We start from the raw sequence: 25,099 nt of genomic DNA, 5'->3' as shown, positions 1-25,099 counted from the left end.
ATTTATGGCCACATTTTTACTTGAAGTTGGCACCGAAGAGTTACCAGCTAGTTTTGTAACCAGTGCCCTGGCGCAGTGGCAAAAAGTTATTCCCGCTGTTTTAGGCGATCGCTACCTGCTCGATCCCGCCACCGCCGATCAGCACGTTAAGGTATATGGTACGCCACGTCGCCTTGCGGTCGTAATCAGTGGCCTGCCCGATCGACAGCCCGATCGCACCCTTGAGGCAAAAGGACCGGCTCTGGCTGCCGCTTTTGTTGATGACAAACCCACCAAAGCCGCCATTGGGTTTGCCCGATCGCGTGGGGTTGATATTGCCGATTTAGAAATCAAAGAAACGGCCAAGGGTAAGTTTATCTTTGCCCTGCAGGAAATTATTGGCCAACCCACCACCGAAATTTTAGCGGAGCTGGCTCCCTCCTGGATTACTGATCTAGAAGGGCCAAGGCAAATGCGCTGGGGCGATCGAGAACTCAAGTTTACCCGCCCAATCCGCTGGCTGGTGGCTTTGTTTGATCAAAAGATTTTGCCGCTGGAGCTAGAAGGCCTGACCAGCGATCGGTGTAGTCGTGGTCATCGGGTGTTGCATCCCCGTGATGTAATCATTGATACTGCTGCTGATTATGCCGCCACACTCAAAGAAGCCTTTGTGATTGCTGATGTGGCTGAACGCAAACAATTAATCCAAATCCAGATCAAGGCTGTAACTGAATTAATTGCCGCCAAAGCCGAGATCCCAGATTCACTCCTGGATGAGGTAAATCAGTTAGTAGAATGGCCAACGGCTGTGGTTGGTAATTTCGATGCCGAATTTTTGAATTTACCGGCTGAAGTAATTAAAACTGAGATGATCAGCCATCAGCGCTACTTCCCGATGAATTCGCTGGAAGATCCGACGCAGCTAATGCCCTATTTTATTACGATTTCCAATGGTAATCCGGAAAAGTCTCGCCTGATTGCCGATGGTAATGGTCGGGTGATCCGAGCCAGGCTGGCGGATGGTAAGTTTTTCTATGATGCCGATCGCCAACATCCCCTGGAAACTTTCCTGCCCCGATTGTCCACGGTTACTTTCCAGGAAAAACTAGGTTCAGTAGCTCAGAAGGTAGAACGGATCAGGGCGATCGCCACAGCAGTAGTTGATGCAACTGCCAATCTGGAGTTAGCCCCAGCCGAGCAAAAGAAAGTCGATCGCACCGCCCAACTTTGCAAAGCCGATCTGGTGAGCCAGATGGTCTATGAATTCCCTGAATTACAAGGCGTGATGGGACAATATTATGCCCAGGCCAGCGGTGAAGATCAATTGGTGGCGCAGGGGATCATGGAGCATTATTTACCCCGTGGCGCAGGGGATGATTTACCGCAAAGCCTGACCGGAAAGCTGGTGGCAATTAGCGATCGCCTGGATACGCTGGTGGGCATCTATGGCATTGGCATCATTCCCAGTGGCTCGCGCGATCCCTTTGCACTCAGGAGAGCCGCTACAGGCGTGGTGCAAATTGCCTGGGATAGTAATCTGGCGATCGACCTGACCAAGCTACTCCCCGCCGTGATTGAGGTTTATGCCAAGCAGGATGTTTTAACTGAGCCAACGGAGAAACTACTGAGCAATCTTTACCACTGGTTTCAACAGCGTTGCGACACCCTTTTGCAAGAAGCTGGGGTTGACTATGATCTGGTGAATGCGGTGTTTGGCGACAAAGATCCTGAATACGCCACCCAGGCTCTGACTAATCTGGCGCTGTTGCGCGATCGGGCTCTATTTTTACAACAAGCGCGCCAGGACAAAACCTTAGATGGTATTTACGAAGTGGTCAATCGTGCCACCAAACTAGCTACCCAGGGGGATCTGGCCACTGATTTGCTCAGGGTTGAAAAGGTTGTCGATCAAACGCTGTTAAGCGAGCCAGCGGAGCAGGAATTATTTCAGGCGATCGCCCAACTTCCTGCCGATCCCAGCTTTGATCAACTATTGGCATCGATCGTAGCGATCGCGCCTACCCTAGCAAAATTCTTTGATCATGTGTTGGTGATGGTGGAAGACGAAAAGGTCAAACAAAACCGCTTGAATATGCTGGGGATTATTCGTAATTACAGCCGCATTTTGGCGGACTTTAGTGCGATCGTCTCTTCTTAAAGCACACTCACCAGCAAAGCCTTTTGCGCATGTAAACGGTTTTCCGCCTGATCCCACACCCGTGATTGAGCCCCCTCGATCACCTCGGCGGTAATTTCCTCACCGCGATGGGCAGGCAGACAATGCAATACGATCGCCTCTTTGTCCGCCAAGGCCATCAGCTCTTGATTCACCTGATAGGACTTGAAAACCGGAATGCGATCGTCCGCTTCCGATTCCTGCCCCATGCTCGCCCACACATCCGTATAAATTGCCTGAGCGCCCTCAACCGCCGCCTTGGGGTCGTTGGTGACAATCACTTCTGAATTATTGACCTGTTTGGCGATCGCCTCCGCCTGTGCCACGATCGTTGGATCTGGCAAAAATCCTGCTGGCGCAGCAACCCGCACATTCATCCCCACCAGCGCACAACCCAGCATCAAAGAATGCGCCACATTATTACCATCGCCCACATAGGTCATAGTTAACCCAGCCACCTTGCCGAAGGTTTCGGCCACCGTTTGCAAATCAGCGATCGTCTGGCAGGGATGCTCCAAATCAGTCAGGGCATTGATAATCGGGATTTGGCAATATTTAGCAAAGGTTTCCAGCTCCGATTGATCAAAGGTACGGATCGCCAAAACATCAACGTAGCGATCGAGTACCCTGGCTGTATCCTCAACTGGCTCACCTCGACTTACCTGGGTCACATTGGGATATAGGTCGATCACATGCCCCCGCAACTGATGCATCGCTACCGAAAAGCTGACCCTGGTGCGGGTAGAAGCTTTTTTAAACAATAATCCCAGACTCTTTTGACTAAAATCTGGCCCCGGATCACCCACTTTTAATGATTTGGCCAGGGTGAGCAATTGATTAAGCTCATCACTGCTGAGGTCGGCAATGCCAAGTAAGTCGCGTCCTTTTAGATTGCTCATGCTGGTTTCTCGGATAGGGATTAAGTAGATCGTTGCTGCTGAATTAATTCCTGGTTAATGCTTGACCGATATCTAGCCAATATCTAGCGAATGTCTAGCGAATGTCTAACGAATACATAGCAAATGTCTAGCAAAAGCACCAGATATCCTAGCTTAGGTTCGATCGGGTGACGATCGCTGAGCCACAAGCCAGCATCAATAACCTAATCGAAAATTATAATTTAAGGAAGCACAAAATATACCGCAGCGCGGCGATCGAGAAAAGTAAATGGGTTAAAAATTTTTAACCATAAATTTAAATCTATTATCACCATAGCTGTATATCTATGTCTGCAAGCCAATTAGTCTTATTAGTCTTAGCCAGTCTTTTCAGGATTGCGCCAACCAGGGCAACAAAATAATTAATATTTAAAGCTAAAACGCCTAAGCAGCGATCGCCAGATTTAATGATTTATTAATATTTGAAAATCGGCTTTATTGATGATCGATACGATCGATTGAGGCACTGGCTTTGAACAACTTACGTTTAAAAACTTTTGTATATATTTTCTAATTTCAGTAACGGTAAATTAACAACAAATAAACAATAGATCACGCTTAAGACATTACTAAAAACGATCGTGAAATATGTTATCTGTCGGGCTTAGATGGATTTATTTCTATCAAATTCTATGCGCCAATCGCACAGTAGAAAGGCGATCCCCAAGTTTTGCCAGCAATAATTGATCTGCTATAATAGGTTATCAAGTGCTTTTGCTGCTTGACTAAAATCGTGAAAGAGTTAAACAACTAAGCCTGAAAAAACAAGATAAACAAAGTAATCCATAAGTAGCGCGCAGTTAAACACTTTGCAGTTAAGTTCTGTTAACATCTCTTAAGTTATTTATTGTTTGCAATCCAGAACTATTGCTGTTCACAGCTACCCCAGAAAAGTATCATTTAGGTTTTTACACGTAATTAACACTCCAGCCACATAAAGCCACATAACATAATTTAAAGTCAAAGGTATTTCTATAGCTACATCTCGCGTTTAAGTTGTTTATACATAATAAAGTAAATCAACATAAAATCAATTTTTTAGCCATGTAGATCGGTTTTGTCCGACCTCATTTTTTATATTCAATTTAGTAACAATTTTTTGGGAATCTTCTCATGTCTATTATCGAAACTGTCAACTGTCCAAATTGTGGTTACCTGGCAGAGCGGCATCATCTTCATATGCTGGCTCAGGTCAAAACCCAATGCGATGCGTGCGACTATTTGATGGTGATCTCAACCCGCAGTGGTTCTGTGGTTGAATCCTATGCTCCTGGCATCTATGCTAGCCAGATCTCAGAGCGGCGATCGATCGAAATGCCAACTACTAAGCCTGAAGTTGATCACCAACGGGCTAAGGCCAATCAAGCTAACAAACCAAAAGTGCCCCAATGTCGTGGTGTGGAGCTAACTCCAGTTAGTAATAACAATATGCAAATTTTTCTTAGCCAAAGTGTGGGCAAGCGGCGTAAGTTTTTTGTAGCTCGCCATTAAAACTTGAATTACGAAGTTGTTGGGCGGCAAACATAAAAATACTGGAAAGCTAGTCCTAGCAATCATTTGTTTGGTTTTGAGGTGTAATGATTAAAGTCTCTACCAGGTGAGCCTTTCAGTGGGCCTTTCAGTGCGTTGAATGTTCTGTCTCAAAAGACCTAATATTTGCATATCTGATGCTTTATCGTTGAGACTACAGCGTGGTATAGCTAAAGCTCATAAATTTGGGCAAAGCCTCTAAAGCAGTAATGTTTTCTAGAGGCTTTTATTTTGGCAGAAGTAGGCTAAAGCGTTACCTTGATTCTGGTAGTGATTAAACCAAAGTAAAGGAATTGAGTTGGACTTAAATAATCATGGCATTTAAAACTTACCAGGGAGGCTGTCATTGTGGCGCAGTGCGTTTTGCGGTCAGGGTCGATCGCCATGAGGTAGTCGATTGCAATTGCTCTATTTGCCAAAAGAAAGGATTTTTGCATTTAATTGTGCCGCCGGAGCAATTTGAACTGATCCAGGGGGCTGATGCCCTGAGTACCTACACCTTTAATACTGGCATTGCCAAGCATCACTTTTGTAGCACCTGCGGTATTCATCCGTTCTATCGACCCCGATCGCACCCCGATCAATATGATGTCAATGCCCGTTGTTTGGACAATGATGCAGTGCAGCAATTTGCAATTAAGCCTTTTGATGGCAAAAACTGGGAGCAAAATTTAGATAGTATTCGCTAGCAAGTTTGGCTCTCGTGGATCGATCGGCTGTGTGCAGACAAATCGCGTTGATGTTTTATTTTTTAATTGAACATGCCAGCTTCTACCGCTTTAGGCTGTGGCGCAGGGTGGGTGACTCAGAGTATCTTGGAACTAGTAGGGTAAAGGAATTTAAGCTAGCCAGATTAATACAAATTATTAGTTTTGGTTAGTTATGGAATTAGCAACAGCAATTTTAGATAGCAGTGGCTCACTTCTGTTCTTAACTGTTATTTAAATTCAAACATCCAACATCTTTAAAAATACTATTGGCAGCAAAGCTTCAAAACCAGGTTTGAAGCAGGTTAGCTTATATGTGCGATCGCAATATATTTAAAAGCAATATATTTAAAAGTAATATATAAAATATTCAAGTTTAAACCATCATTAAAAGAATAATAGGGGACAGTGCAAGAAGACTTTAGGCTAATTGTAGATTTGGTTACCGTCCTAGCGGCTGCCTCGATCGGTGGATTGGTGGCAGCAAAACTGCGGCTACCGGTGATCATTGGTTATTTGCTCGGTGGGATTGTCGTTGGCCCCACTGGCATGGGCTTGATCAAGGAACTGATACAAGTAGAAACTCTGGCTCAGTTTGGCGTAGCATTTTTGCTATTTGCACTGGGGGTCGAGTTTTCGCTGGGAGAATTAAAAAAAGTGCAAGCGATCGCCCTGGGCGGTGGTTCCTTGCAAATCGCTTCTACAATTGGCATCACGGCAATTGCTTCTACGGCGTTCGGCATGGTCACCAGTCCGGTGCAGGGGATCTTCTTGGGCGCAATTCTGTCTTTGTCTTCGACGGCGGTGGTGTTGCGCAGTCTGATGGAAAATGACGAAACTGATTCTGCCCAGGGTCAGGTCATGTTGGGCATTTTGATTGTGCAGGATTTGGCCTTGGGATTAATGTTGGCGGTGTTGCCAGCGCTCGATCAGCCCGCTGATGTGGTGGCGATCGCCGTAGCCAAGGCAGTTTTAGTAACGGCATTGTTTGCAGGAGCAGCGATCGCAGTGGGGATCTGGTTGATTCCGCCTCTGTTACGAATGGTGGCACGCACCGAAAGTCGGGAGTTGTTTTTACTCAGTGTGATTGCCCTCTGCCTGGTAATTGCTCTGACGACTGAGCATTTGGGCTTATCGATCGAAATGGGTGCATTCGTAGCTGGTTTGATGATCTCCGAGGTGGAATATGCCGATCAAACCCTGGATTATGTAGAGCCGCTCCGCGATGTATTTGCGACGCTGTTTTTTGCGGCGATCGGTATGCTAATTGATCCGCTATTCTTGTGGGAAAACAAGGGCTTGATCATGGGGCTGGTAGGAATCGCCATGCTGGGTAAATTCTTGATCGTTACCCCACTAGTGGTGTTATTTCGCTATCCCGCCAGAGTAGCGATCGCGGCTGGTTTGGGGCTGGCGCAGATTGGTGAATTTTCGTTTGTGCTGGCCAGTGAAGGCCAAAAGCTGGGCTTAGTTTCCCGCCAACTCTATTTATTGATTTTGGGTACAACTGCAGTAACCTTAATCCTGACTCCATTCCTGCTACAAGCTACGCCGATCGTTTTTGACTTGCTCGAAAAAATCCCGTTCATGCGTGCCTGGTTAAACAAACTAGATATCCCCCAGGAGATTTCCCCATCTGCGGTACTAGAAGAACATGTGGTGGTTTGCGGCTATGGCAAGGTGGGGCAAAATATTGTTGGTCTTTTGCAGGCCAGGCGCTATCCAATTCTGGTGATCGAGCAGTCAGAAACCAAGCTGCAAATGCTGCGTGATCAATCGATCCCCTATATTTATGGCAATTGCTCCAGTCCATTGATTCTGGAGAAAGCCGATGTTCACCATGCCAGATCAATGGTGGTTTCGATCGGTGATGCCATGAATACAAGGCTATGTGTGCAAAGGGCGCTCTCTTTGGCTTCTGAGCTAGATATTGTGGCGATGGCAGCAGAAGATGGGGATATTGACTCGCTCTATCAATTGGGGGCAGCCGAGGTTGTCCACCCAGAGTTTGAAGCCAGTTTGGAGCTTTCTACCCACCTGCTATTAAAAATGGGTGAGAGCGACCAAGCGGTATTAAATGAGATCAATAGTGTTCGCAGCGGCCGTTATGCTGATTTCCGGCCTGATATTGCTTGCCATTTGCCAGCACCCATGGGTCCCTACAGTCTTTTGCCGGAGGCCAATGAGTCAAATCTTTTAATTACTAAGAATAAGCAGAAAAAGAAGAAATTAAAATTAGGCAAGCCAGAGCTATCGGGCGATCGCCGCAAAAATACCACCGATCGCCTTGAATCAATGCCCTGGGCCAAGCAAGACCAGCAAAAGTCCAGGCAGGTTGACCCTAATTCGCAACCAGAACATAAAAAGAACCAAGGAAAGTTAAATCAGGCTAGTTCCTTGCAGCCAACTCAGAAATCAACTCAGGCTGCTCAAGCAAAGCGATCGCAACCGACTAAGCAACTTCAACCTAAACCTGGTGGCTCAAAGTCCAACTTAGCTGAGTTTGAATCTAGCTCTACCCATTAGAAACTAGTCTTACTTGTTAATTCATCAAGGTTAATTCATAAAGTAATTCCTAATCTATAAGGCTGCCAGATATATCCCACATTTCGCGGTTAAGGAATAGAATTAGATAATTTCGAGACAGGGTCAAATCAGGGTAGTGGAAATTAAAGTAGAAAACCTAGACCATTTAGGCATCGTAGCCGGAATCATGGACGCAATGGGACTAGCCGAATGTATTACAGCAAATTTCATAGTTGAACGCGGTTTTTGCTTCCTCGAAGACCCTTTGTTTTTCATCTCTAGTGTGTTTGTTAAATATCCTCACCGAGTGGCAGCAATGGCGATGGTGATGGGTTTATGTTTACTGGTCTATTCGCTGGGGCAACGCAAACTGAGAATTGCTCTCAACCAGGCTCAGGCGACGATTGCTAATCAACTTAGCAAACCTACTGACCGTCCCACGCTGCGATGGGTTTTTCAGCATTTTCAGGCCGTCCATTTGCTCCAAATCACTGGCGCGAAGCAAATTTCTAATCTTACTGAGGAACGTTTGCTGATCCTGAATTTCCTTGCTGCTCCCTGTCAGAAATATTATCTACTTTGCTGACCTAACCGCGAAATGTAGGTTTATGAGTGGCATTTTGTTTGTATTAGCTGACTCTAGATAGCATTCATCATCAAACCTAAGCGATCGCAGAAACCCTTAAGATCGCTACGATCGCCCAATTTAAATTATCGCTATATTACTTGCCAGATTGACTTATTTACTAGTCAGGCTAGTTAGCAGCTTGTGCGATCGATGCAAAAAATCCTGCATACTCGCCGCATCAAAGGACTTTTGTGCCATCAGCGCCAGGTCATAGACATGTTTACAAATCATATCCGCCAATTCCGCCGACTCCGAAGTTTGGCCACTGGCAAGCAAAATGCTGCCCTTATCAAGATTTAATAGATTATCCACCAACGGATGCGCCGTATTCACCAGCAAAATGTGATCGGCGGGAAAATCAGCATTGGTTTGTTGCAACAATGCCGCCATCTCTTGCATTCGGCGGGCTTCCTCTGGCAACAGGATCATTGCGGGTGGCGAAGTGGCTGCATCTTCTACCTTCAATGATTCGGTGCGAATCGTCAGGTTGGGCCGATCCAGCGCGTTGCGGAATAGCTCTTGGAGGCGATCGCTTTTGGTTTGATTAGTTGTCGGATCAACCACCTCAGCTTGGGACTGATCGCTAATCAGGCTAGGATCAATCTCCGCATCCACCCGCGAGAACTTCACATCGGTATATTCGCGCTCCAGGAAATGCACAAAATGACTGTCAATAAACGAATCGAGCGTAATTACCTCCAAGCCCTGATTCTTGTGCAGTTCCACATAGGTAGACTGGGTCACCGCATCAGAGGTGTAGAAAACGCGGTTTTCATGGCGTTCTTTATTTCGTTCTAAATAACTAGACAGGGTGGTGTAGTTACCATAATCAGCGCTGGTAATCTCCGCTGTCTCGCTGGAACTGGGGTAAATTAGAATATCTTTGATTTGCTGATAGAACTTGTCGTTGTTAATCGAGCCAAACTTCATAAACATGGCGATGTCTTGCCAGCACCGCAAATATTCTTCGCGCTCATCGGCAAATAGTCCCTTGAGATGGTCGGCCACCTTTTTGGCAATGTAATCCTGGATCCGGCGTACCTTCCGATCGCCCTGCAGGAAGCTGCGCGACACGTTGAGTGGAATATCCGTACTATCGATCGCCCCGCGCAAGGGCAGCAAAAAGCGCGGGATCACTTCCTCGCAATTGTCACTCACAAATACATGATTACTGAATAGTTTGATTTGCCCCTTGTTGGGATCGATGTCGGCCTTAATTTTAGGGAAATAAAGGATGCCCTTGATAATAAAGGGATAGTCAGTATTGAGATGAATCCAAAACAGCGGATCTTCCTGGAAGGGATAGAGATAGCGATAGAACTCTAAATATTCTTCTTTGGTAATCTCACGGGGCGATCGATCCCAGAGCGCCTTTTGCTTATTGGCTTCGTTACCATCGAGGGTGATTTTAACCGGCATGAAATCGCAATATTTGCGGATGATACCGCCCACTTGCCCAGAGTCCAAAAATTCCTCGGCATCTTCTTGCAAATGCAGCGTGATCGTAGTGCCGACAGTAGTGCGATCGCCATCGTCCAGTTCAAACTCAGTGGTGCCATCACAACTCCACCGCACCGGCTTAGCATCAGCTTGATAGGAGAGCGTATCGATCTCCACTTTGCTGGCCACCATAAATGAAGAATAGAAGCCCAGACCAAAGTGGCCAATAATTTGCTGATCGCTATCTTTTGCGCCAGTATATTTCTGGACAAATTCTTCAGCACTAGAAAATGCCACCTGGTTGATATATTTCTTCACCTCATCGGCGGTCATGCCAATGCCATTGTCAGCGATCGTAATTGTTTTTGCTTCCTTGTCCACGGTCACATTAATTTCTGGCTCTGGCAGATCGCCGGTGGTTTCCCCCGCATAGGAAACCATTTTTAGTTTGCTAATCGCGTCAACACCATTGGAAATCAGCTCCCGCAGAAAAATATCCCGATCGGAATAGAGCGCTTTTTTAATAATCGGAAATATGTTTTCGGTATGTATCGTAATATTGCCTTTTTCAGCCATTACTTAGTGCTCCTATGATTTGGTCTTAGATTTGACATTAGTAATGTATTAGTTACCGAAAAAAGCAGGGCGATCGCAATTAGGTATTACCGTATAAGGTTTGATTTCAGATTGGCGTAGGATAATTAAGTATATTTAAGTTAAGTAGGGCAATAGTTGAGCTGTTGTGATTTTCCTAGCCGAATGTTGCTAAAAGTTTAAGATATACATATACTCATGCTTCCTCTGACCAAAATATTTGCAATCATCTATATAATCTTGTTGAAGCGATCGCCCTTTGGAGGCTAAACCCATGTCTTTTGTGATTACAATCCTTGCTTACACGATCACCTTGTATTTGATTCTGCTATCGATCCGCGTTTTGCTAAGCTGGTTCCCGCAGGTAAATTGGTATAACCAACCCTTTGCCGCACTGAGCCAAATCACTGACCCCTATCTAAATATTTTCCGCGCCATCATTCCACCATTGGGGGGCATGGACTTCTCACCAATTTTGGGGTTTATTTTGCTAAACATGGTTGTTCAAGCCCTATGGCAGGTAAGTAGCCCAATTGGTTACTAGTAGGTAGTTTTAGCTAGTTTGAATTAAATTACTTTATTGCGTTTTTATTACATTTTTTAACCGAATATACCGAATATAATGTTGGATTTAAGCGGCAAAACCGCACTGGTAACTGGCATCGCTAACGATCGCTCGATCGCCTGGGGCATTGCTCAACAACTACATCAAGCTGGTGCGAAGCTCGGCGTAACCTATTTGCCCGATGACCGCGATCGGGGCAAAAACAAGGTCACCAAGCTGACTGCGGATCTTTCGCCCAGTTTTGTCTTGCCCTGTGATGTGCAGGACGATGCCCAGATCGATGCCATGTACGCCGAGATTGGCAAAGCCTGGGAGAAGATCGATATTCTGGTGCATTGCCTTGCCTTTGCGAAAAAAGACGAGTTGTCGGGTGATTTTAGTAATACCTCCCGCGATGGCTTCAAGTTAGCGCTAGATGTGAGTGCTTTTTCGCTGATCCGGCTGTGTCAAGGTGCTAAGCCAATGATGACCGATGGCGGCAGTGTGATTACGCTCACCTATATTGGTGGGGTGAAGGTGGTGCCCAACTACAACATCATGGGGATCGCCAAGGCAGCGCTGGAGATGAATGTGCGTTATCTGGCTCAGGAAATGGGAACGCAGAATGTACGGGTAAATGGTATTTCTGCTGGCCCGATTAGAACCCTGGCTTCTTCGGCGGTGGGTGATATTCACAAAATGCTGCATCACTTTGAAGAGGTAGCACCATTGAAGCGCTTAGTAACTCAACAAGAGGTGGGTAATATTGCCGCATTCCTGGGTAGCGATCTGGCCACAGCGATCACGGGGCAGATTATTTATGCCGATTGCGGTTACGAGATTATGGGCGCTTAATTATTATTAATTATTAGAACACAAAAATAATCTTGATCTCATTCTCTGGCTCTCTTGCATCGATCTGCACCGATCGAATAAACTCACGCAAATAAAAACGCCGTTCTGCCTCCGAGAGGTCATACCAGAACTGAGGAATCGAGAGGGTTTTAGCGATCGCCGGTAGATTAAGTGGTGGCAGTTGCGCCAATTGATCCTCCAGCTTCGCCATCTCGGTACGCAGATTATAAATCCTTAGATCCGCCGTTTCTGCATCCAGGATACCCGATTCTAATAGGGCAGGAAGCTGGTTGATTAAATCTTGCTTCTGGGCGATCGCCCCCTCAATTTGCGCCTTAATTCGCCCCAACCCCGACATACCCATGCCACTAACCGCCTGGGGTAAATCCTGGCAAATTTTATTGATCACCCGCTCTAATACCTGCTCATAGGCGATCGATTTACATTTTGGTTGCAACGGGCATTGCTGGTAACGCAAATATAAATAATTTTTAGATTTGCTGGAATTAACCTGGGTCACCTTGGCAGGCTTGGCTGAAATCACGGTCATTTTGCCAGAGCAGCTAGCACAACTGACCAACCCAGCTAGCGATCGCGGGGCACTGGCCGTTCGCGGTGGTAAGGATTTATTCCGGCGCAAGAGGCGATCGACCTGAGCCGCTTCTTCCCGGTTGATGATCGGCTTGTGGGTATTGCGGATAATTTTGGTTTCTTGCTCGGTTTGGTGAGCCAGATCGCCACGCAGGGTATGATTTCGCAACCAGTAGCGCCCAGTTGAAACCGAGATTTTTTTATTGAACTTCTGGCCAATGTGCCGTACCGCCCCCCGCAAGGAGCCATAGAGCAAAAAATGATCAAAAAACTCGCGCACCACTGGCACAGCAGCGCGATCGACCACATAGCCATCCTTACCCCGCTTATAGCCGTAGGGTGGCCTACCGGGTGGCGGCATCGCTTGAATCCGATTGAGGGCATGACTAGCACGGAGGCGATCGCCTTTTTTGCTACCAGTGCCCTTATGCTGCGATCGCGCCACGTTGCCTTAATGCTTTGCTGTAACTGAACTTAAATTCAAATAATCAAATACTATAGCGTAACTATACAGTAGCCCAATCCTGAGGCTTAATAAACACGTCATAAAGCTCTGCCTCTGGTGTGCCTGCTTCAGGAGCATAGTCATAATCCCAACGTACCAGGGGTGGCAATGACATCAAAATCGACTCGGTGCGGCCATTGGTCTGCAAGCCAAAAATAGTACCACGATCGTAGACCAGATTAAATTCCACATAGCGACCACGGCGATAGAGCTGGAAATTACGCTGGCGATCGCCCCATTCCATGCCCCGGCGGCGATTGACAATTTCTGTATAGGCGGGTAAAAACGCACCAGCACAGGATTGCACAAACCCAAAAATCTCCTCCCAGGAACGAGGAGCCAGATCGCCAATTTCATTACTAATCCTGGCCGCATTGCCTTCGGGATTTTTACCGCGATAAAGCTGCCCTGTACCATCCTGGTAGTCAAAGAACACTCCACCCACGCCGCGCATTTCCTGACGATGTTTGAGGTAAAAATATTCATCACACCAGGGCTTGAACACCTGATAGTAACTGGGATTATGCCGATCGCAAGCCTGCTTTAGCATATTGTGCAAATGGGTAGCATCTTCGCGGAACCCATAATAGGGAGTGAGATCGAGGCCGCCACCAAACCACCACACTGGGCCGGCTTCAAAGTAGCGATAGTTGAGATGCACAGTAGGAATATAGGGGCTGAGCGGATGCAACACCATTGAGGTACCCGTGGCATAGAAAGTATGTCCAGCAGCTTCAGGGCGCTGTTTAAGAATACTGGGGGGCAGGTGAGAGCCATACACCTCGGAGAAATTAACGCCACCCTTTTCAAAAATATTGCCATTTTCGATCACTCTCGATCGACCACCACCACCTTCAGGCCGCTCCCACGTATCCTGTTTAAACTCAGCGCCACCATCAACGGTTTCCAAGCCAGCGCAAATATCATCTTGCAGCGATTGCATAAACTGGCTAATGCGTTCCTTTGAATCGGTGGGAACCTTTGGCAATGCAGGGGCGGTACTAGTCATAATTTACGTTTAGAACTGCTTTCAAATAGTTGCAAATGGAGATTAAAAAATAATCAAAGCAAAATTCAATGCTTAAATTCAATGCTTGATGTCCAGCGTAAGAGCTTAGGGGCAGGTTTAAATGGGAAGCGATCGCCACTGATTTTTTGCTTACCCCGATCTACTACCTCGATCTACTAAAAAGATAATTAAAACTACATTGAAGTTGCTTTAATCCTGCTTTGATTTAGAGCAGATCAAGCCTTCAGGCATTAATTAAGCTCCATAAATAGTCTAATTAGCTGTTGGCCTTTTGGCTGCTAACTTAGATTTTCTTTACAGCTCTTAATATCCTACCTAGCCAAATTTATGCACTGGCAGGCATGGGTACCCTTCTAATTTCGGTGCAAAAAGATGCCACCCGCTGCCCATCTGGTTGAGTTAGCAAACTGGTGCGGAGCTTAAAATTCTCGCTGGCAAACCAGACCCGCTCCTCTAGGTGGGTTTGGTTATGCATGGTGGTTATCACCAGGGTGCCATCATTGCGCAGTACATAACTACTCAAGATCCCACGATCGCTACCATTGCCATTTTTAAGGCTAACTAACTTACCTAGTTCTGGGGATTGAGCATCTGGCGCGATCGCCACAATATTACTACCTGTATATTTTTGTTTGCCAAAATCCATATCCCCATCCCAGCTAATCTTGGTGGCCAGGGCGATCGCCGTGGGAGCAAGATCCTGTTGCTGGCATAGTTGGGCAATATTTGGATCGCTCTGCGGCAAAATTTCTACCAGTAACTTGGTGCGGCTGGCTTCGGAAGTATTTAAATTCAAGTTGCGACTGGTGCGCTGCATCATCCATTCTCCAGCACATTGCTGAAAGAATTCCACAATATCCATATTTGTCTTGACGAAGTTTTAGTCTCTCTAGATTACTACCTGCGTAGCTTGTCTGCCTAACTTATTGGCATAAACCATTGCGGACATTAAAAAGATCTGGGCAAGAGTCAGGCCACATTTTTGATTTGTGGCGGTGGCAACAGCGTTAATAACTTTTGACCAATGCGATCGGGTTGTTCCAACATCCCCATATGGCCACAATCGTTAAGTTCAAAGACATTCTCACCACTGCCATTGAACAAATAATGAAAACTGGCCAAATGATTCACATACTTGGGCTCCATAATCCGATCGTCCGCACCGGCAAAGAAATAGACTGGTTGGGTTAGTTTTGCCACCACCTGCGGCAGCAGATGTACCTGTTCGGCACTAGTCGAATCGAGCAGGGTTCCCTTTGCTGCTTCAAAATCAGCCCCCACAAAATCTTGAATGCGTTGTTTCCCCCATTGTTTGGCAAGGGGAAATTTAACACTGTCCTTGGCAAATTGATTGGCCAATAAGGGCACTCGATCGAGCCAGACGGGTCTAAACTTAAGAATCGTTTGACCAGCCTGCCGGAATTTCTCAAATTCTTCCTTGAGGTAAATGCCGCCACCGGAATTAAGACAGGCCACGCCTACCACTCGATCGCTCAGCATACTGGCCGCCCACAGCGCGATCACACCGCCCAGTGAATGCCCCACCAGCCAGGCTGAGTTTATTTCCAGTTGGTCGAGCAACTCACTGAGATCCTGGGCATAGCAGGCGGGGCTATAGGTGCGACGATCGCCAACTCCCGATCGACCGAACCCACGCAGATCATAGGTTAGGCACCGATAATGACAACTGAGTAAATTAACCAACGGTTGCCAATAGACCTGACTAAGTAGCCAGCCATGCAAGAAAACCAGCGTAGTCGGGGTATCAGTTTGGGGAGTAAGTGCATAATTATGTCTTGCCCCAGCAATGATCACACTTGGCATGAAGAATAACTTTACGCGATCGCTTAATATTAGTTTTGATTTGATGGTTTAATATCGATCTTATCAACTAAAGCAAGTTCTGGCCGCTTGTAATTAGATAATAATTTTGGCAAACTATTGCCCCTTGTGTACATAGTTAGGTAATAGTTTAAGTAGTTGGTTATCTGGTTACTAAAATATTTGGCGATCGGTACTGATGGACATGATTTATTGATTAGTTGGCATGAGTTGATATTAACTGGGATCAAATGGCCAGGTTTAGTACAGATAATCCCAGATTAGAGCTATAGAATTAGTTTGGTAGTTAGTGATTGAAGCATGGGTAAGATCTGCTCATTAGATCTCACTATGCTTGACAGTACAGGGCGTTAGAGGATGTAGGTAACGTGGGTTGGCGAGTGCGTGGCGTACGTGGAGCAACAACTGTAGATGCAAACACCCCGGAAGCGGTGCAGGTTGCGGTATTGGAAATGTTAACCGCGATCGCCGATCGCAATAATATCGATCCTGAAAATATTGTAAGTGTAACCTTTTCTGTTACTACTGATATTAATAGTGTATTTCCAGCCAAAATAGCGCGATCGCTACCTCAGTGGGAACATGTGCCATTGCTGGATGTGCAGCATATGCACGTCGAAGGTGATCTAAAGCGCTGCATTAGGGTACTCATGCACATCAACACAGAGCTAGAACAAGGCCAAATCCAACATATTTATCTGAAGGATGCTAGCCATCTGCGCCCCGATCTTACCTCGCTCAGAAGTTGCTAGCCCTATTTAATCAGTTATCCAGTTATCCAGTTATCCAGATAAAGGCTGCTCTTTTTGCGGCTGTAGCGTCTCATTCGGAGTGAGATCTCAAAATCACTTCCTTGAGATCTCAAGCATTTGAGATTAACTTGAAATTTGCGGTAAAGCATGTATAAGAACTCAAATATAAGCTTGAGCTTATCGACTTAAATTACTGGTTTTCACAAACAACCCTAAAGCCAACATTAAAATAACGGGTAGTGCTGAACAAGTAAGGATCTAGGAGATAGTTGAATATCCATAACCCAAATAAGCTAAGCTCCGAATTTTAAATCGATTGCCAATTATCCTTACTACTGCATGACTACCCAAATAACGATAGTCTGCATTGTAGTGGTCTCGGTAAGTAGAACGGCAATAAGCAATACTATAATTCAACGAGCCACCACGCATGAAGATGTTGAGTTATTAGACAATTTTGATTGCTAAAAATAGAGACGGTCATTTCAGTCTCCTTCGCTAGTTGAAACTATGCTCAGGGCTACACTAGATTACTTACAGTGAGTGATCATTGAAACCTAAAGAAAGCATATAGAAGAGATAGATGGTAAGCGAATTGGCATAGGATTTTGCTATAAACCAGCCGTAGCAAACTAGATATATGAATGCCGAGAGCACCAATAGTAAAACCAACCGCAATCTTGACCTGGCGGAGATTTCAATCGTATTAATTGTCAACAACTTAAACCCAGGTGTGATTAATTATGATTTCCTGAGGTATAGCGGCATAGTCCCAGGAGATCTACAACTAATCAGTCAGCCAGTTCAAACCGAATATGTTTCTCAGCTAACCTTTGAAGGTAATCTGGTGATCGCCGCCCAGTCAAATCGGCTGATTTTCTCGCAACCGGCTAAGCGTCAGGAACAGCCAAAGATAATTGACATTGCTAGCAAATGCTGTAAATCGCTACCATTGGCAGAATATATGGCGATCAGCATTAACCCCAGTGCGGTGCTGAGTTTTGAAGGGGAAGAAACCGCAGCGCGTAAATACATCACTGAAACATTATTAAAACCTGGCCCCTGGTATGAGCATAGCCAAGAGCCGATCGGTGCCACGATCAACTACATTTTTACCCTGGCCGAAGGGCAACTGCGTCTAACCGTGAGCGAAGCACGGGTCAATATGCCAGGTCAGGAAACCAGACCCGCGATCTTATTTGGTGGGAGTATCCAATATGAATTAGCTGGTGAAGAGCAATCGACACGACTAAGTGAATTACAACAACGGATTGATGGTTGGTCAGAGAGTATAAAAGCCTATTCAGATATTGTGGGTAGCTTTGCCCAGAATCAAAAAGCGAGTCTGGCTAATGATAACGGTAGCGATCAAGCCAAGCCAGAACAACCTACTAGCAAAGCTAAACAATAGGATCAGTGGTTGACGATATTCCAATTCAGGCTGGTGAACTGCTGCCATTACTGGCCAAATATCGATTGCTGCCAAAGCTGAAGCAGGAATTGATTATTGATCAAGCGATCGCTGATATCCACCTAACCGCAGCGCAGCAAGAACAGGCACAGCAGCAATTTTTGGCGAAATATCAAATTAGTGAACCGGAAGCCCAGCAAGCCTATTTAAACTATTACGGCCTGACAGGAGATCAGCTAGTTGAGATTGCTGATCGTGAAGCCAGGATTGAGATTTATAAGCAGCAAACCTGGGGGCATAAGCTGGAATCGATCTTTCTGACCCAGCGCAGTCAACTAGACATAGTTACTTATTCTTTGATTCGCACCAACAGTGCAGAAGTAGTGCAGGAATTGTACTTTCGGATCAAGGATGGTGAGCAGAGCTTTACCGAAGTAGCCAGCACCTATTCTGAGGGGCCAGAGGCTCAGACTGGTGGGCTGTTAGGGCCAACCCCGCTGCATAACTTACATCCCAGTATTGCCCAGCATTTATTGATCGCTAAGCCAGGTCAGATCCAGCCGCCCATATCGATCGATAAGTGGTATATTCTGCTTCGACTGGAGCAAAAGCAAGCCGCTGTGCTGGATGATGTGATGCGCCAAAGCCTGTTGGGACAATTGTTTCAGCAATGGTTAGAGCAGCAACTCCGGATGCAGCCATCCCCCGATTAAGCCTACCCATGACTAATACCAAACTGCCCCTGCGTGAGTTTCTCAGTCAACATGCCCTATTTAGTCAACTTGAACCCAATAGCCTAGACCGACTTGCTCAACACATCCATCCGCTGCGCTATCGGATGGGACAAGCAATCCTGGTGCGTAGTTTAATGCCCAGCCATGTGTATGTAATTTACAGCGGCCAGGCCAGAATCCTGGGGCAACCACCAAATAGTAATGTCCCTGAGACATTGCAGCTATTAGAGCCAGGCGATCTGACCGGGTGGCTGAGCTTAATCAGGCAAGTGTCCTGCGAGACTGCGATCGCCACGACTGATACCGCCTGTCTGGCGATTCCCGCTAAAGTGTTTTCTGGCCTATTAAAGCAAAGCGCTGAATTCACCCAGGCTATAACGCGACAAATCCCGCTGGTGGAAATCTATGACATTCTGGGTACAGAACTAGAGCGCCGACCAGATCTAAGTCATATCAGCTTAAAGCAATTATCTTCCTATGCCCTGGAGCATAGCGTGGTGCAATATGCCTCGCGCAGTAAGGTTGCCCTGTCACAGCTAGACCCGAACCTGACCTGGTTCTATAGCGGTGGTAGTGTCATCAACTTTAAGCCCGGTGAAGTTTTAGAGCCAAATGATCCGAGAGAGTCAATCCAGATTAAGCAACCTGGCAATGCGCGTTTGATTGGTATTAATCCGCAGGTCTGGCTGCAAATCGACCTGAGTCAGATGTTTGATGTGGATGTGGAAACAGCTAACCAGGAAGAGCCTGAAGATGAACTGGCTGATGTCCCCTATGCACCTGATTATCCAGAAACCAGCGAAACCGTTGCAATTACTACTGTAACTAATAGTCCACGGTTTGAGTTCATTCCTGGCAAGGGGCCAATCAATGGCACTCTGGCCTGTTTTCAGATGCTGGCCAAATACTGGCAAATGCCACCGCGAAGAGATGTGCTCAGGAGGGCGATCGCTAACCAGTTTGATCGTAATGGTAGTATTCCTCTGCAATATTGCGGTGCGCTGGCAGAGCTGATGGGATTGAAATCACAACTGGTGCATCTACCGACCCAGAACATCAATCGGATCCGCGTACCAGCAATGATTGCCTGGCAGGATAGCGGTGCGATTATCCATGAGGTGGGCAATAATAATCTCACCCTGGCGATCCCAGAACAGGGGATTGTTACTTACACAATTGCGGAAATGATTGCAGCCTGGGGTGAAGAGGGGCAGGTATTGTTATTGCAAGCTTCCAAGCATACGCCACAGCAAAGGTTTGGCCTGAAGTGGTTCATCCCCTCGATCATCCGCCATCGTCGGGTATTAATTGAAGTTCTAATTGCTTCGTTTTTTGTGCAGCTATTTGGTCTCGCTAATCCCCTGGTTACTCAAATTATTATTGATAAGGTAATTATCCAGAATGGGGTAGAAACGCTTAACTTTTTGGGCTCATTCGTGATTGTGGTGGCGGTATTTGAAGCAATAATCTCCGCGATCCGCACCAATCTATTTGTGGATACGACGAATAGAATTGATCTGAACCTGGGCGCAGAAGTGATTGATCACCTGTTGCGATTGCCATTACGTTACTACGAACGTCGCCCCGTTGGTGAGCTATCAAATCGCGTCAATGAATTAGAAAACATTCGCCAATTCCTAACTGGTACAGCCTTAACCGTAGTTCTGGATGCGATCTTTTCGGTGATTTACATTGTAGTGATGCTGTTCTACAGTGTGCTGCTAACTGGGATCGCCCTGTCCACGGTGCCCTTATTTGCTTTGTTGACACTGATCGTTGCGCCCTTAATTAGACAACAACTGCGCACCAAAGCCGAGCGTAATGCCGAGACCCAGGCTTATTTTGTGGAAGTAATTGCTGGGATCCAAACCGTTAAGGCTCAGAATATTGAACTACTATCCAGATGGCGCTGGCAAAAGCACTATGCCAAATATGTAAGCGCTGGGTTTAAGTCGGTGCTTACCTCCACCGCCGCCGGATCGATGAGTAATTTTCTCAATCATTTATCCAGCCTGCTGTTGCTGTGGGTGGGTGCATATCTAGTAATCCGGCAGGAGCTGACCCTGGGGCAATTGATCGCCTTTCGGATCATTGCCAGCTATACCACCAGTCCGCTGCTGCGATTGATTCAACTGTGGCAGAATTTCCAGGAAACTGCCCTTTCACTGGAACGCCTTAGCGATATCCTCGATACCCCGCAAGAGCAAGATGAAATCGAACAGCAGAATATCCCCATGCCCTATATCAAGGGGCAAATTGTCTATGAAAACGTTACATTTAGCTTTAATGAAACTGACCAACCTCAACTCACTAATCTAGACCTTGAAATCCTCACTGGAGCCTTTGTGGGTATTGTTGGCCAGAGCGGGGCAGGAAAGAGCACCCTGGCTAAGTTACTGCCCAGACTTTACGAACTCAATAGCGGTCGCATATTAATCGATCAATATGACATTGCCAAAGTCGAGCTGTATTCACTGCGCACCCAGATTGGCATCATTTTGCAAGAAACAATGCTATTCGATGGCACGGTGCAGGAAAACATCATGCTATCTAATCCTGATGTGCAACCAGAAACAGTCGTTGAAGCAGCGCAGATCGCCTGTGCCCATGATTTTATTATGACTCTGCCAGCGGGCTATAACACTAGAGTTGGTGAGCGGGGCGCTAATTTATCCGGTGGGCAACGGCAACGGATTGCGATCGCTAGAACGATTCTCCAGAATCCGCGCTTGTTGATATTTGATGAAGCTACCAGTGCGCTGGATTACCAAACCGAGCGCCAGGTTTGCGAAAATATTCGCCATACTTTTCAAGACCGGACGGTACTTTTTATCACCCATCGATTGCCGACGATCCAGAATGCCGACCAGATCTTGATGCTGGAAGCAGGGCGATTGATTGAGCAGGGTACCCATCCAGAATTGATGCAAAGTCAAGGTAGTTATTACTGTCTCTATCAACAGCAAAGTGCCCAGATGTAAGTGTTTGACCTCTATGCCAAGCTAGCTAGAAATATTAAGCGCAAATGCGTAACTTATCCGTGATATTAGTAGTAATAGTAGAAATGTAGAACAACTGAATAATCGGGTGGCAGTATTCATCTAGGGCAAAAGATACAAACTCATGAGTACTCCCAAACAAACCAATGGTGCGGGTTCAATTTCCCTGCCGCAAAATATTCCGCCCAGCTCAGCCTTATCACCACTTAGAAAGCTCACCCCAGGTGCAACACGGCTGGGCCAGTTTGATCAGCCTGTTACGCTCGAGCAATCGGGGCAATGGTCACGTTCTATCCTTTGGGCGTTGCTTGGCGTGACTACGGCAGCGATCACCTGGGCTAGCATTGCCAGGATTGAAGAAGCAGTACCTGCTCAGGGTCAATTAGAACCCCAGGGGGCAGTGAAAGAAATCGAATCTTCAGTAGGTGGGGTAGTCAGTGCGATCCATGTGGTTGATGGCCAGGAAGTGGCAGCAGGCGATCTGCTGGTGAGCCTTGATACCACGGTTTCATCTTCTCAGTTCGACTCACTTAAGCAGGTCAAGGAAATTATTGAGCAAGAAAGTGCCTACTATGAAGCCAAGATGGATGGCGTGGAGCCAGAGCTAAGTGAAACAGCCTCACCTAGACTGAGAACCCTCACGATTAACCGCGATACGCTGCTACGAGAGAATAGATTACTCCTGGCTCAATTGCAGGGTGTAACCAATGGCGAGTTTAATCCTGCCGAAATTCAGCGCTTACAGGCTCATCAAACTGATTTGAATCTCCGCTTTAAGGTGGCCAACCTGGAAGCTGATCAACTGGCTGAGCAAGTAGAGCAAACCGATATCAGGATTGCTAATTTAACTAAGGTTAGAGATATCAATCAAGAGCTACTGGATAATTTAAAACCACTCCTGGCCGATGGTGTGGTATCGCGGGTGCAGTTTATCCGTCAGGAATTAGAGGTACAGAATATCCAGGCGGAAATCGATCAATTGCAGCAGGAAAAGCAGGGATTACAGGTTGGCATTATCAGAGCTAAAACAACCGCCGATAGCATCATGGCCACTGCCAGTCAGAATCTACTCACTGAGATCGCCGAAAATAGTAAACGCATTGCCGAAATAGAGAGCGATATCTCCAGGGAGATTGTCACCAACACCAGGGAGATCGCCGAGATCGATAGTCGCATCACCCAGACCGAGCAAACAATCAAATATGAAGAAGTGAGAGCCCCGGTAGCAGGTAAAGTATTTGACCTCCAGCCCACCTCGGCAGGGTTTGTAGCTGCTGCCAATGAGCCTATCCTCAAGTTAGTACCTGACGAGACTTTGATCGCCAGAGTTTATATCAGTAGCCAGGATATTGGGTTTGTAGAAGAGGGGATGTCAGTGGATGTCAGGATTGATTCATTCCCATTCAGTGAGTTCGGCGATGTGAAAGGCAAAGTAGTTTTCATTGGCTCTGACTCATTGCCACCGGATCAAATCAGGCCATTCTATAGCTATCCTGCCCACATTGAATTAGAACGCCAGGATATTATGATCCGCGAAAAGCCCGTCAACCTGCAATCGGGTATGTCACTTTCTGTCAATATCCTGGTGCGCGATCGGCGAGTAATCAGTCTGTTTACTGACTTGTTTATTAATACTACTGATGGGTTTAAGTTTGTAAGATAGAATCGAACTACATTCACCCCTAAACCTCATAACCAGGAGGATCGTCATGGTAGAGTACAATGCGCTGCTGCGTCTGCCCAGTTCAGATGAATTACCCGACTCTGACGATACGCCTGTGGATAGTGAACTGCAAGATTTAATCCCTGCTTTGTTGCGAGCCATATTGTCAATTATCTGGTCAGATCGCCAGGATTGGATTTTGGCTTGTGATATGGGCATTTATTATGACTTAGATAACCCCAGGGTGCCGATCGTGCCGGATGGGTTTCTCAGCGTTGGTGTGACCAAACACAAGGGTGAATTTGGGCGTAAGAGCTATGTGATGTGGGAAGAGGATTTCATTGCGCCAGTTATGGTGATTGAACATGTATCCCATACCTATGGGGGCGAGTATGACCAGAAAATCCAAAAATATGCCAAGCTAGGCGCGCTTTACTATGTGATCTATAACCCTGAATTTTATCGCCGTGATCAGCATGAACCCTTTGAAGTCTATAAGTTGATTGAAGGCAAGTATATATTGCAATCAGGTGAGCCAGTTTGGTTGCCAGAGTTAAATCTAGGTATAGGTAGAGCCAGTGGCATTTTTGAAGCCTGGCAGCGAGAATGGTTATTCTGGTATGACCAGGACGGAAACAGATATCCATCGCCTGTGGAAGTAATCCAACAGCAAGAAACTCAAAATGCGAAATTACTCAAGAAGTTGCAAGAGCTAGGTATTGATCCCGATACTCTTTAGGACATTGATTTAAATGGATCAGCTAAAATCAAGTCAAGATTAGTTCAGAGTTAAATTGCTGTATTTAGCCAGTCAGTCAGGAGGATCGTCATGGTAGAGTACAACGCGCTGCTGCGTCTGCCCAGTTCAGATGAATTACCCGACTCTGACGATACACCTGTGGATAATGAACTCCAGGATTTAGTTCCCGCCCTACTACGAGCCATATTGTCAATTATATGGGCCGATCGCCAGGATTGGATTTTGGCCTGTGATATGGGTATTTATTATGACCTGGACAACCCCAGGGTGCCGATCGTGCCGGATGGGTTTCTCAGCGTTGGTGTGACCAAACACAAGGGTGAGTTTGGCCGTAAGAGCTATGTGATGTGGGAAGAAAACTTCATCCCGCCAATTATGGTATTTGAGCATGTTTCCCATGCCTATGGTGGTGAATACGATGCCAAGATGCTTAAGTATGCTAAGTTGGGTGCCCTCTACTATGTACTCTATAACCCACAGTTCTATCGACGCGATCGGCATGAACCATTTGAAGTTTATAAGCTGATTGAGGGTGAATATGTATTGCAAGCAGGCGAACCAGTATGGCTACCGGAACTAAACCTGGGGATTGGTAGAGCCGATAGTATCTTTGATTCCTGGGAGCGGGAGTGGTTGTTCTGGTATGGCCAGGATGGAAACAGATATCCATCACCTGCAGAAATTATTCAACAGCAGGCCAACTCGGCTAAACAGCAATTAGAGCAAGAACGAGCAAGAGCAGATCGACTAGCAGAAAAACTTAAAGAGCTAGGTATTGATCCAAATGATCTTTGAGTATCTGACCAAGGTCTCATTACGGAGCAACAAATATTTACATGGTGATTAAGCAATACCAATCGCCATAAAAGTGCTGAATAAACATAAATTTGGATGT

At 46.3% G+C, this 25,099-nt stretch carries 19 protein-coding genes and 1 pseudogene; 14 read left to right on the top strand and 6 right to left on the bottom strand.

Annotation, left to right across the window (positions count from 1 at the left end):
- Positions 1 to 4 precede the first annotated feature (4 nt).
- Positions 5 to 2,137: a glycine--tRNA ligase subunit beta gene (gene glyS / locus PSE7367_RS13215; protein WP_015165861.1), complete on the top strand. Its 2,133-nt coding sequence runs from the start codon at positions 5 to 7 to the stop codon at positions 2,135 to 2,137.
- Here the strand turns inward: glyS and argF are convergent.
- Positions 2,134 to 3,054 (bottom strand): ornithine carbamoyltransferase, encoded by a 921-nt coding sequence (argF, locus tag PSE7367_RS13210; RefSeq protein ID WP_015165860.1) that lies wholly within the window; start codon positions 3,052 to 3,054, stop codon positions 2,134 to 2,136. The genes glyS and argF overlap by 4 nt on opposite strands.
- Positions 3,055 to 4,206: 1,152 nt before the next feature.
- Here argF and PSE7367_RS22975 point away from each other — a divergent pair.
- The 4 genes and pseudogenes from PSE7367_RS22975 to PSE7367_RS13190 form a co-directional block, all read left to right on the top strand.
- Complete coding sequence (locus PSE7367_RS22975) at positions 4,207 to 4,584, top strand: hypothetical protein (protein WP_015165859.1); 378 nt, start codon at positions 4,207 to 4,209, stop codon at positions 4,582 to 4,584.
- 353 nt (positions 4,585 to 4,937) lie between these two features.
- Positions 4,938 to 5,312, top strand: coding sequence for a GFA family protein (locus tag PSE7367_RS13200; RefSeq protein ID WP_015165858.1), 375 nt, complete (start codon positions 4,938 to 4,940; stop codon positions 5,310 to 5,312).
- 426 nt (positions 5,313 to 5,738) lie between these two features.
- On the top strand, positions 5,739 to 7,856 hold the full coding sequence (locus PSE7367_RS13195; RefSeq protein ID WP_015165857.1) for a cation:proton antiporter: 2,118 nt from the start codon (positions 5,739 to 5,741) through the stop codon (positions 7,854 to 7,856).
- A 235-nt stretch (positions 7,857 to 8,091) separates the two neighbouring features.
- Positions 8,092 to 8,442: pseudogene (locus PSE7367_RS13190) on the top strand (IS1634 family transposase); the annotation flags it as partial.
- Between the two features lie 153 nt (positions 8,443 to 8,595).
- Here PSE7367_RS13190 and htpG read toward each other — a convergent pair.
- Positions 8,596 to 10,500, bottom strand: coding sequence for a molecular chaperone HtpG (htpG, locus tag PSE7367_RS13185; protein ID WP_015165855.1), 1,905 nt, complete (start codon positions 10,498 to 10,500; stop codon positions 8,596 to 8,598).
- A 292-nt stretch (positions 10,501 to 10,792) separates the two neighbouring features.
- Between htpG and PSE7367_RS13180 the strand changes: the two genes are divergently transcribed.
- The gene (locus tag PSE7367_RS13180; RefSeq protein ID WP_015165854.1) at positions 10,793 to 11,062 is read left to right on the top strand and encodes a YggT family protein; all 270 of its coding nucleotides are present in this window, start codon (positions 10,793 to 10,795) and stop codon (positions 11,060 to 11,062) included.
- Positions 11,063 to 11,140: 78 nt separating this feature from the next.
- A complete protein-coding gene (gene fabI, locus PSE7367_RS13175; protein WP_015165853.1) occupies positions 11,141 to 11,917 on the top strand; it encodes an enoyl-ACP reductase FabI in 777 nt (258 codons plus the stop codon).
- 13 nt (positions 11,918 to 11,930) lie between these two features.
- On the opposite strand, the gene PSE7367_RS13170 is transcribed toward fabI, so the two are convergent.
- From PSE7367_RS13170 to PSE7367_RS13155, 4 genes are all read right to left on the bottom strand, one after another.
- Positions 11,931 to 12,953 (bottom strand): recombinase family protein, encoded by a 1,023-nt coding sequence (locus PSE7367_RS13170; protein ID WP_015165852.1) that lies wholly within the window; start codon positions 12,951 to 12,953, stop codon positions 11,931 to 11,933.
- A 61-nt stretch (positions 12,954 to 13,014) separates the two neighbouring features.
- Positions 13,015 to 14,022 (bottom strand): oxygen-dependent coproporphyrinogen oxidase, encoded by a 1,008-nt coding sequence (gene hemF, locus PSE7367_RS13165; RefSeq protein ID WP_015165851.1) that lies wholly within the window; start codon positions 14,020 to 14,022, stop codon positions 13,015 to 13,017.
- A gap of 346 nt (positions 14,023 to 14,368) precedes the next feature.
- Positions 14,369 to 14,905 carry a phycobiliprotein lyase gene (locus PSE7367_RS13160; RefSeq protein ID WP_015165850.1) on the bottom strand — a complete coding sequence of 179 codons (537 nt, stop codon included), beginning with the start codon at positions 14,903 to 14,905 and terminating at the stop codon, positions 14,369 to 14,371.
- 107 nt (positions 14,906 to 15,012) lie between these two features.
- Positions 15,013 to 15,867, bottom strand: coding sequence for an alpha/beta fold hydrolase (locus PSE7367_RS13155; protein ID WP_015165849.1), 855 nt, complete (start codon positions 15,865 to 15,867; stop codon positions 15,013 to 15,015).
- Positions 15,868 to 16,253: 386 nt separating this feature from the next.
- Between PSE7367_RS13155 and aroH the strand changes: the two genes are divergently transcribed.
- The 7 genes from aroH to PSE7367_RS13120 all read left to right on the top strand — a co-directional run bounded on the left by aroH (position 16,254) and on the right by PSE7367_RS13120 (position 24,999).
- Positions 16,254 to 16,637: a chorismate mutase gene (aroH, locus tag PSE7367_RS13150; protein ID WP_015165848.1), complete on the top strand. Its 384-nt coding sequence runs from the start codon at positions 16,254 to 16,256 to the stop codon at positions 16,635 to 16,637.
- A 640-nt stretch (positions 16,638 to 17,277) separates the two neighbouring features.
- Positions 17,278 to 18,048 carry a hypothetical protein gene (locus PSE7367_RS13145; protein ID WP_015165847.1) on the top strand — a complete coding sequence of 257 codons (771 nt, stop codon included), beginning with the start codon at positions 17,278 to 17,280 and terminating at the stop codon, positions 18,046 to 18,048.
- Between the two features lie 5 nt (positions 18,049 to 18,053).
- Positions 18,054 to 18,761, top strand: coding sequence for a peptidylprolyl isomerase (locus PSE7367_RS13140; RefSeq protein ID WP_015165846.1), 708 nt, complete (start codon positions 18,054 to 18,056; stop codon positions 18,759 to 18,761).
- Between the two features lie 8 nt (positions 18,762 to 18,769).
- Complete coding sequence (locus PSE7367_RS13135; RefSeq protein ID WP_041698477.1) at positions 18,770 to 21,763, top strand: peptidase domain-containing ABC transporter; 2,994 nt, start codon at positions 18,770 to 18,772, stop codon at positions 21,761 to 21,763.
- Positions 21,764 to 21,905: 142 nt separating this feature from the next.
- Positions 21,906 to 23,444 carry an HlyD family efflux transporter periplasmic adaptor subunit gene (locus tag PSE7367_RS13130; RefSeq protein WP_015165844.1) on the top strand — a complete coding sequence of 513 codons (1,539 nt, stop codon included), beginning with the start codon at positions 21,906 to 21,908 and terminating at the stop codon, positions 23,442 to 23,444.
- A gap of 46 nt (positions 23,445 to 23,490) precedes the next feature.
- Positions 23,491 to 24,183: a Uma2 family endonuclease gene (locus PSE7367_RS13125; RefSeq protein ID WP_015165843.1), complete on the top strand. Its 693-nt coding sequence runs from the start codon at positions 23,491 to 23,493 to the stop codon at positions 24,181 to 24,183.
- 90 nt (positions 24,184 to 24,273) lie between these two features.
- The gene (locus PSE7367_RS13120) at positions 24,274 to 24,999 is read left to right on the top strand and encodes a Uma2 family endonuclease (protein ID WP_015165842.1); all 726 of its coding nucleotides are present in this window, start codon (positions 24,274 to 24,276) and stop codon (positions 24,997 to 24,999) included.
- Positions 25,000 to 25,099: the final 100 nt, after the last annotated feature.

The organism is Pseudanabaena sp. PCC 7367 (assembly GCF_000317065.1).
Classification (GTDB): Bacteria; Cyanobacteriota; Cyanobacteriia; order Pseudanabaenales; family Pseudanabaenaceae; genus Thalassoporum; species Thalassoporum mexicanum.
The sequence above is the reverse complement of the archived record's forward strand: the minus strand, read 5'-3'. Positions and strand labels throughout refer to the sequence as shown.

Coding starts and splice junctions, on each gene's coding strand:
- glyS (WP_015165861.1), top strand. CDS start 5: ATGGCCACATTTTTACTTGAAGTTGGCACCGAAGAGTTACCAGCTAGT.
- argF (WP_015165860.1), bottom strand. CDS start 3,054: ATGAGCAATCTAAAAGGACGCGACTTACTTGGCATTGCCGACCTCAGC.
- PSE7367_RS22975 (WP_015165859.1), top strand. CDS start 4,207: ATGTCTATTATCGAAACTGTCAACTGTCCAAATTGTGGTTACCTGGCA.
- PSE7367_RS13200 (WP_015165858.1), top strand. CDS start 4,938: ATGGCATTTAAAACTTACCAGGGAGGCTGTCATTGTGGCGCAGTGCGT.
- htpG (WP_015165855.1), bottom strand. CDS start 10,500: ATGGCTGAAAAAGGCAATATTACGATACATACCGAAAACATATTTCCG.
- PSE7367_RS13180 (WP_015165854.1), top strand. CDS start 10,793: ATGTCTTTTGTGATTACAATCCTTGCTTACACGATCACCTTGTATTTG.
- fabI (WP_015165853.1), top strand. CDS start 11,141: ATGTTGGATTTAAGCGGCAAAACCGCACTGGTAACTGGCATCGCTAAC.
- hemF (WP_015165851.1), bottom strand. CDS start 14,022: ATGACTAGTACCGCCCCTGCATTGCCAAAGGTTCCCACCGATTCAAAG.
- PSE7367_RS13160 (WP_015165850.1), bottom strand. CDS start 14,905: ATGGATATTGTGGAATTCTTTCAGCAATGTGCTGGAGAATGGATGATG.
- PSE7367_RS13155 (WP_015165849.1), bottom strand. CDS start 15,867: ATGCCAAGTGTGATCATTGCTGGGGCAAGACATAATTATGCACTTACT.
- PSE7367_RS13145 (WP_015165847.1), top strand. CDS start 17,278: ATGAATGCCGAGAGCACCAATAGTAAAACCAACCGCAATCTTGACCTG.
- PSE7367_RS13135 (WP_041698477.1), top strand. CDS start 18,770: ATGACTAATACCAAACTGCCCCTGCGTGAGTTTCTCAGTCAACATGCC.
- PSE7367_RS13130 (WP_015165844.1), top strand. CDS start 21,906: ATGAGTACTCCCAAACAAACCAATGGTGCGGGTTCAATTTCCCTGCCG.
- PSE7367_RS13125 (WP_015165843.1), top strand. CDS start 23,491: ATGGTAGAGTACAATGCGCTGCTGCGTCTGCCCAGTTCAGATGAATTA.
- PSE7367_RS13120 (WP_015165842.1), top strand. CDS start 24,274: ATGGTAGAGTACAACGCGCTGCTGCGTCTGCCCAGTTCAGATGAATTA.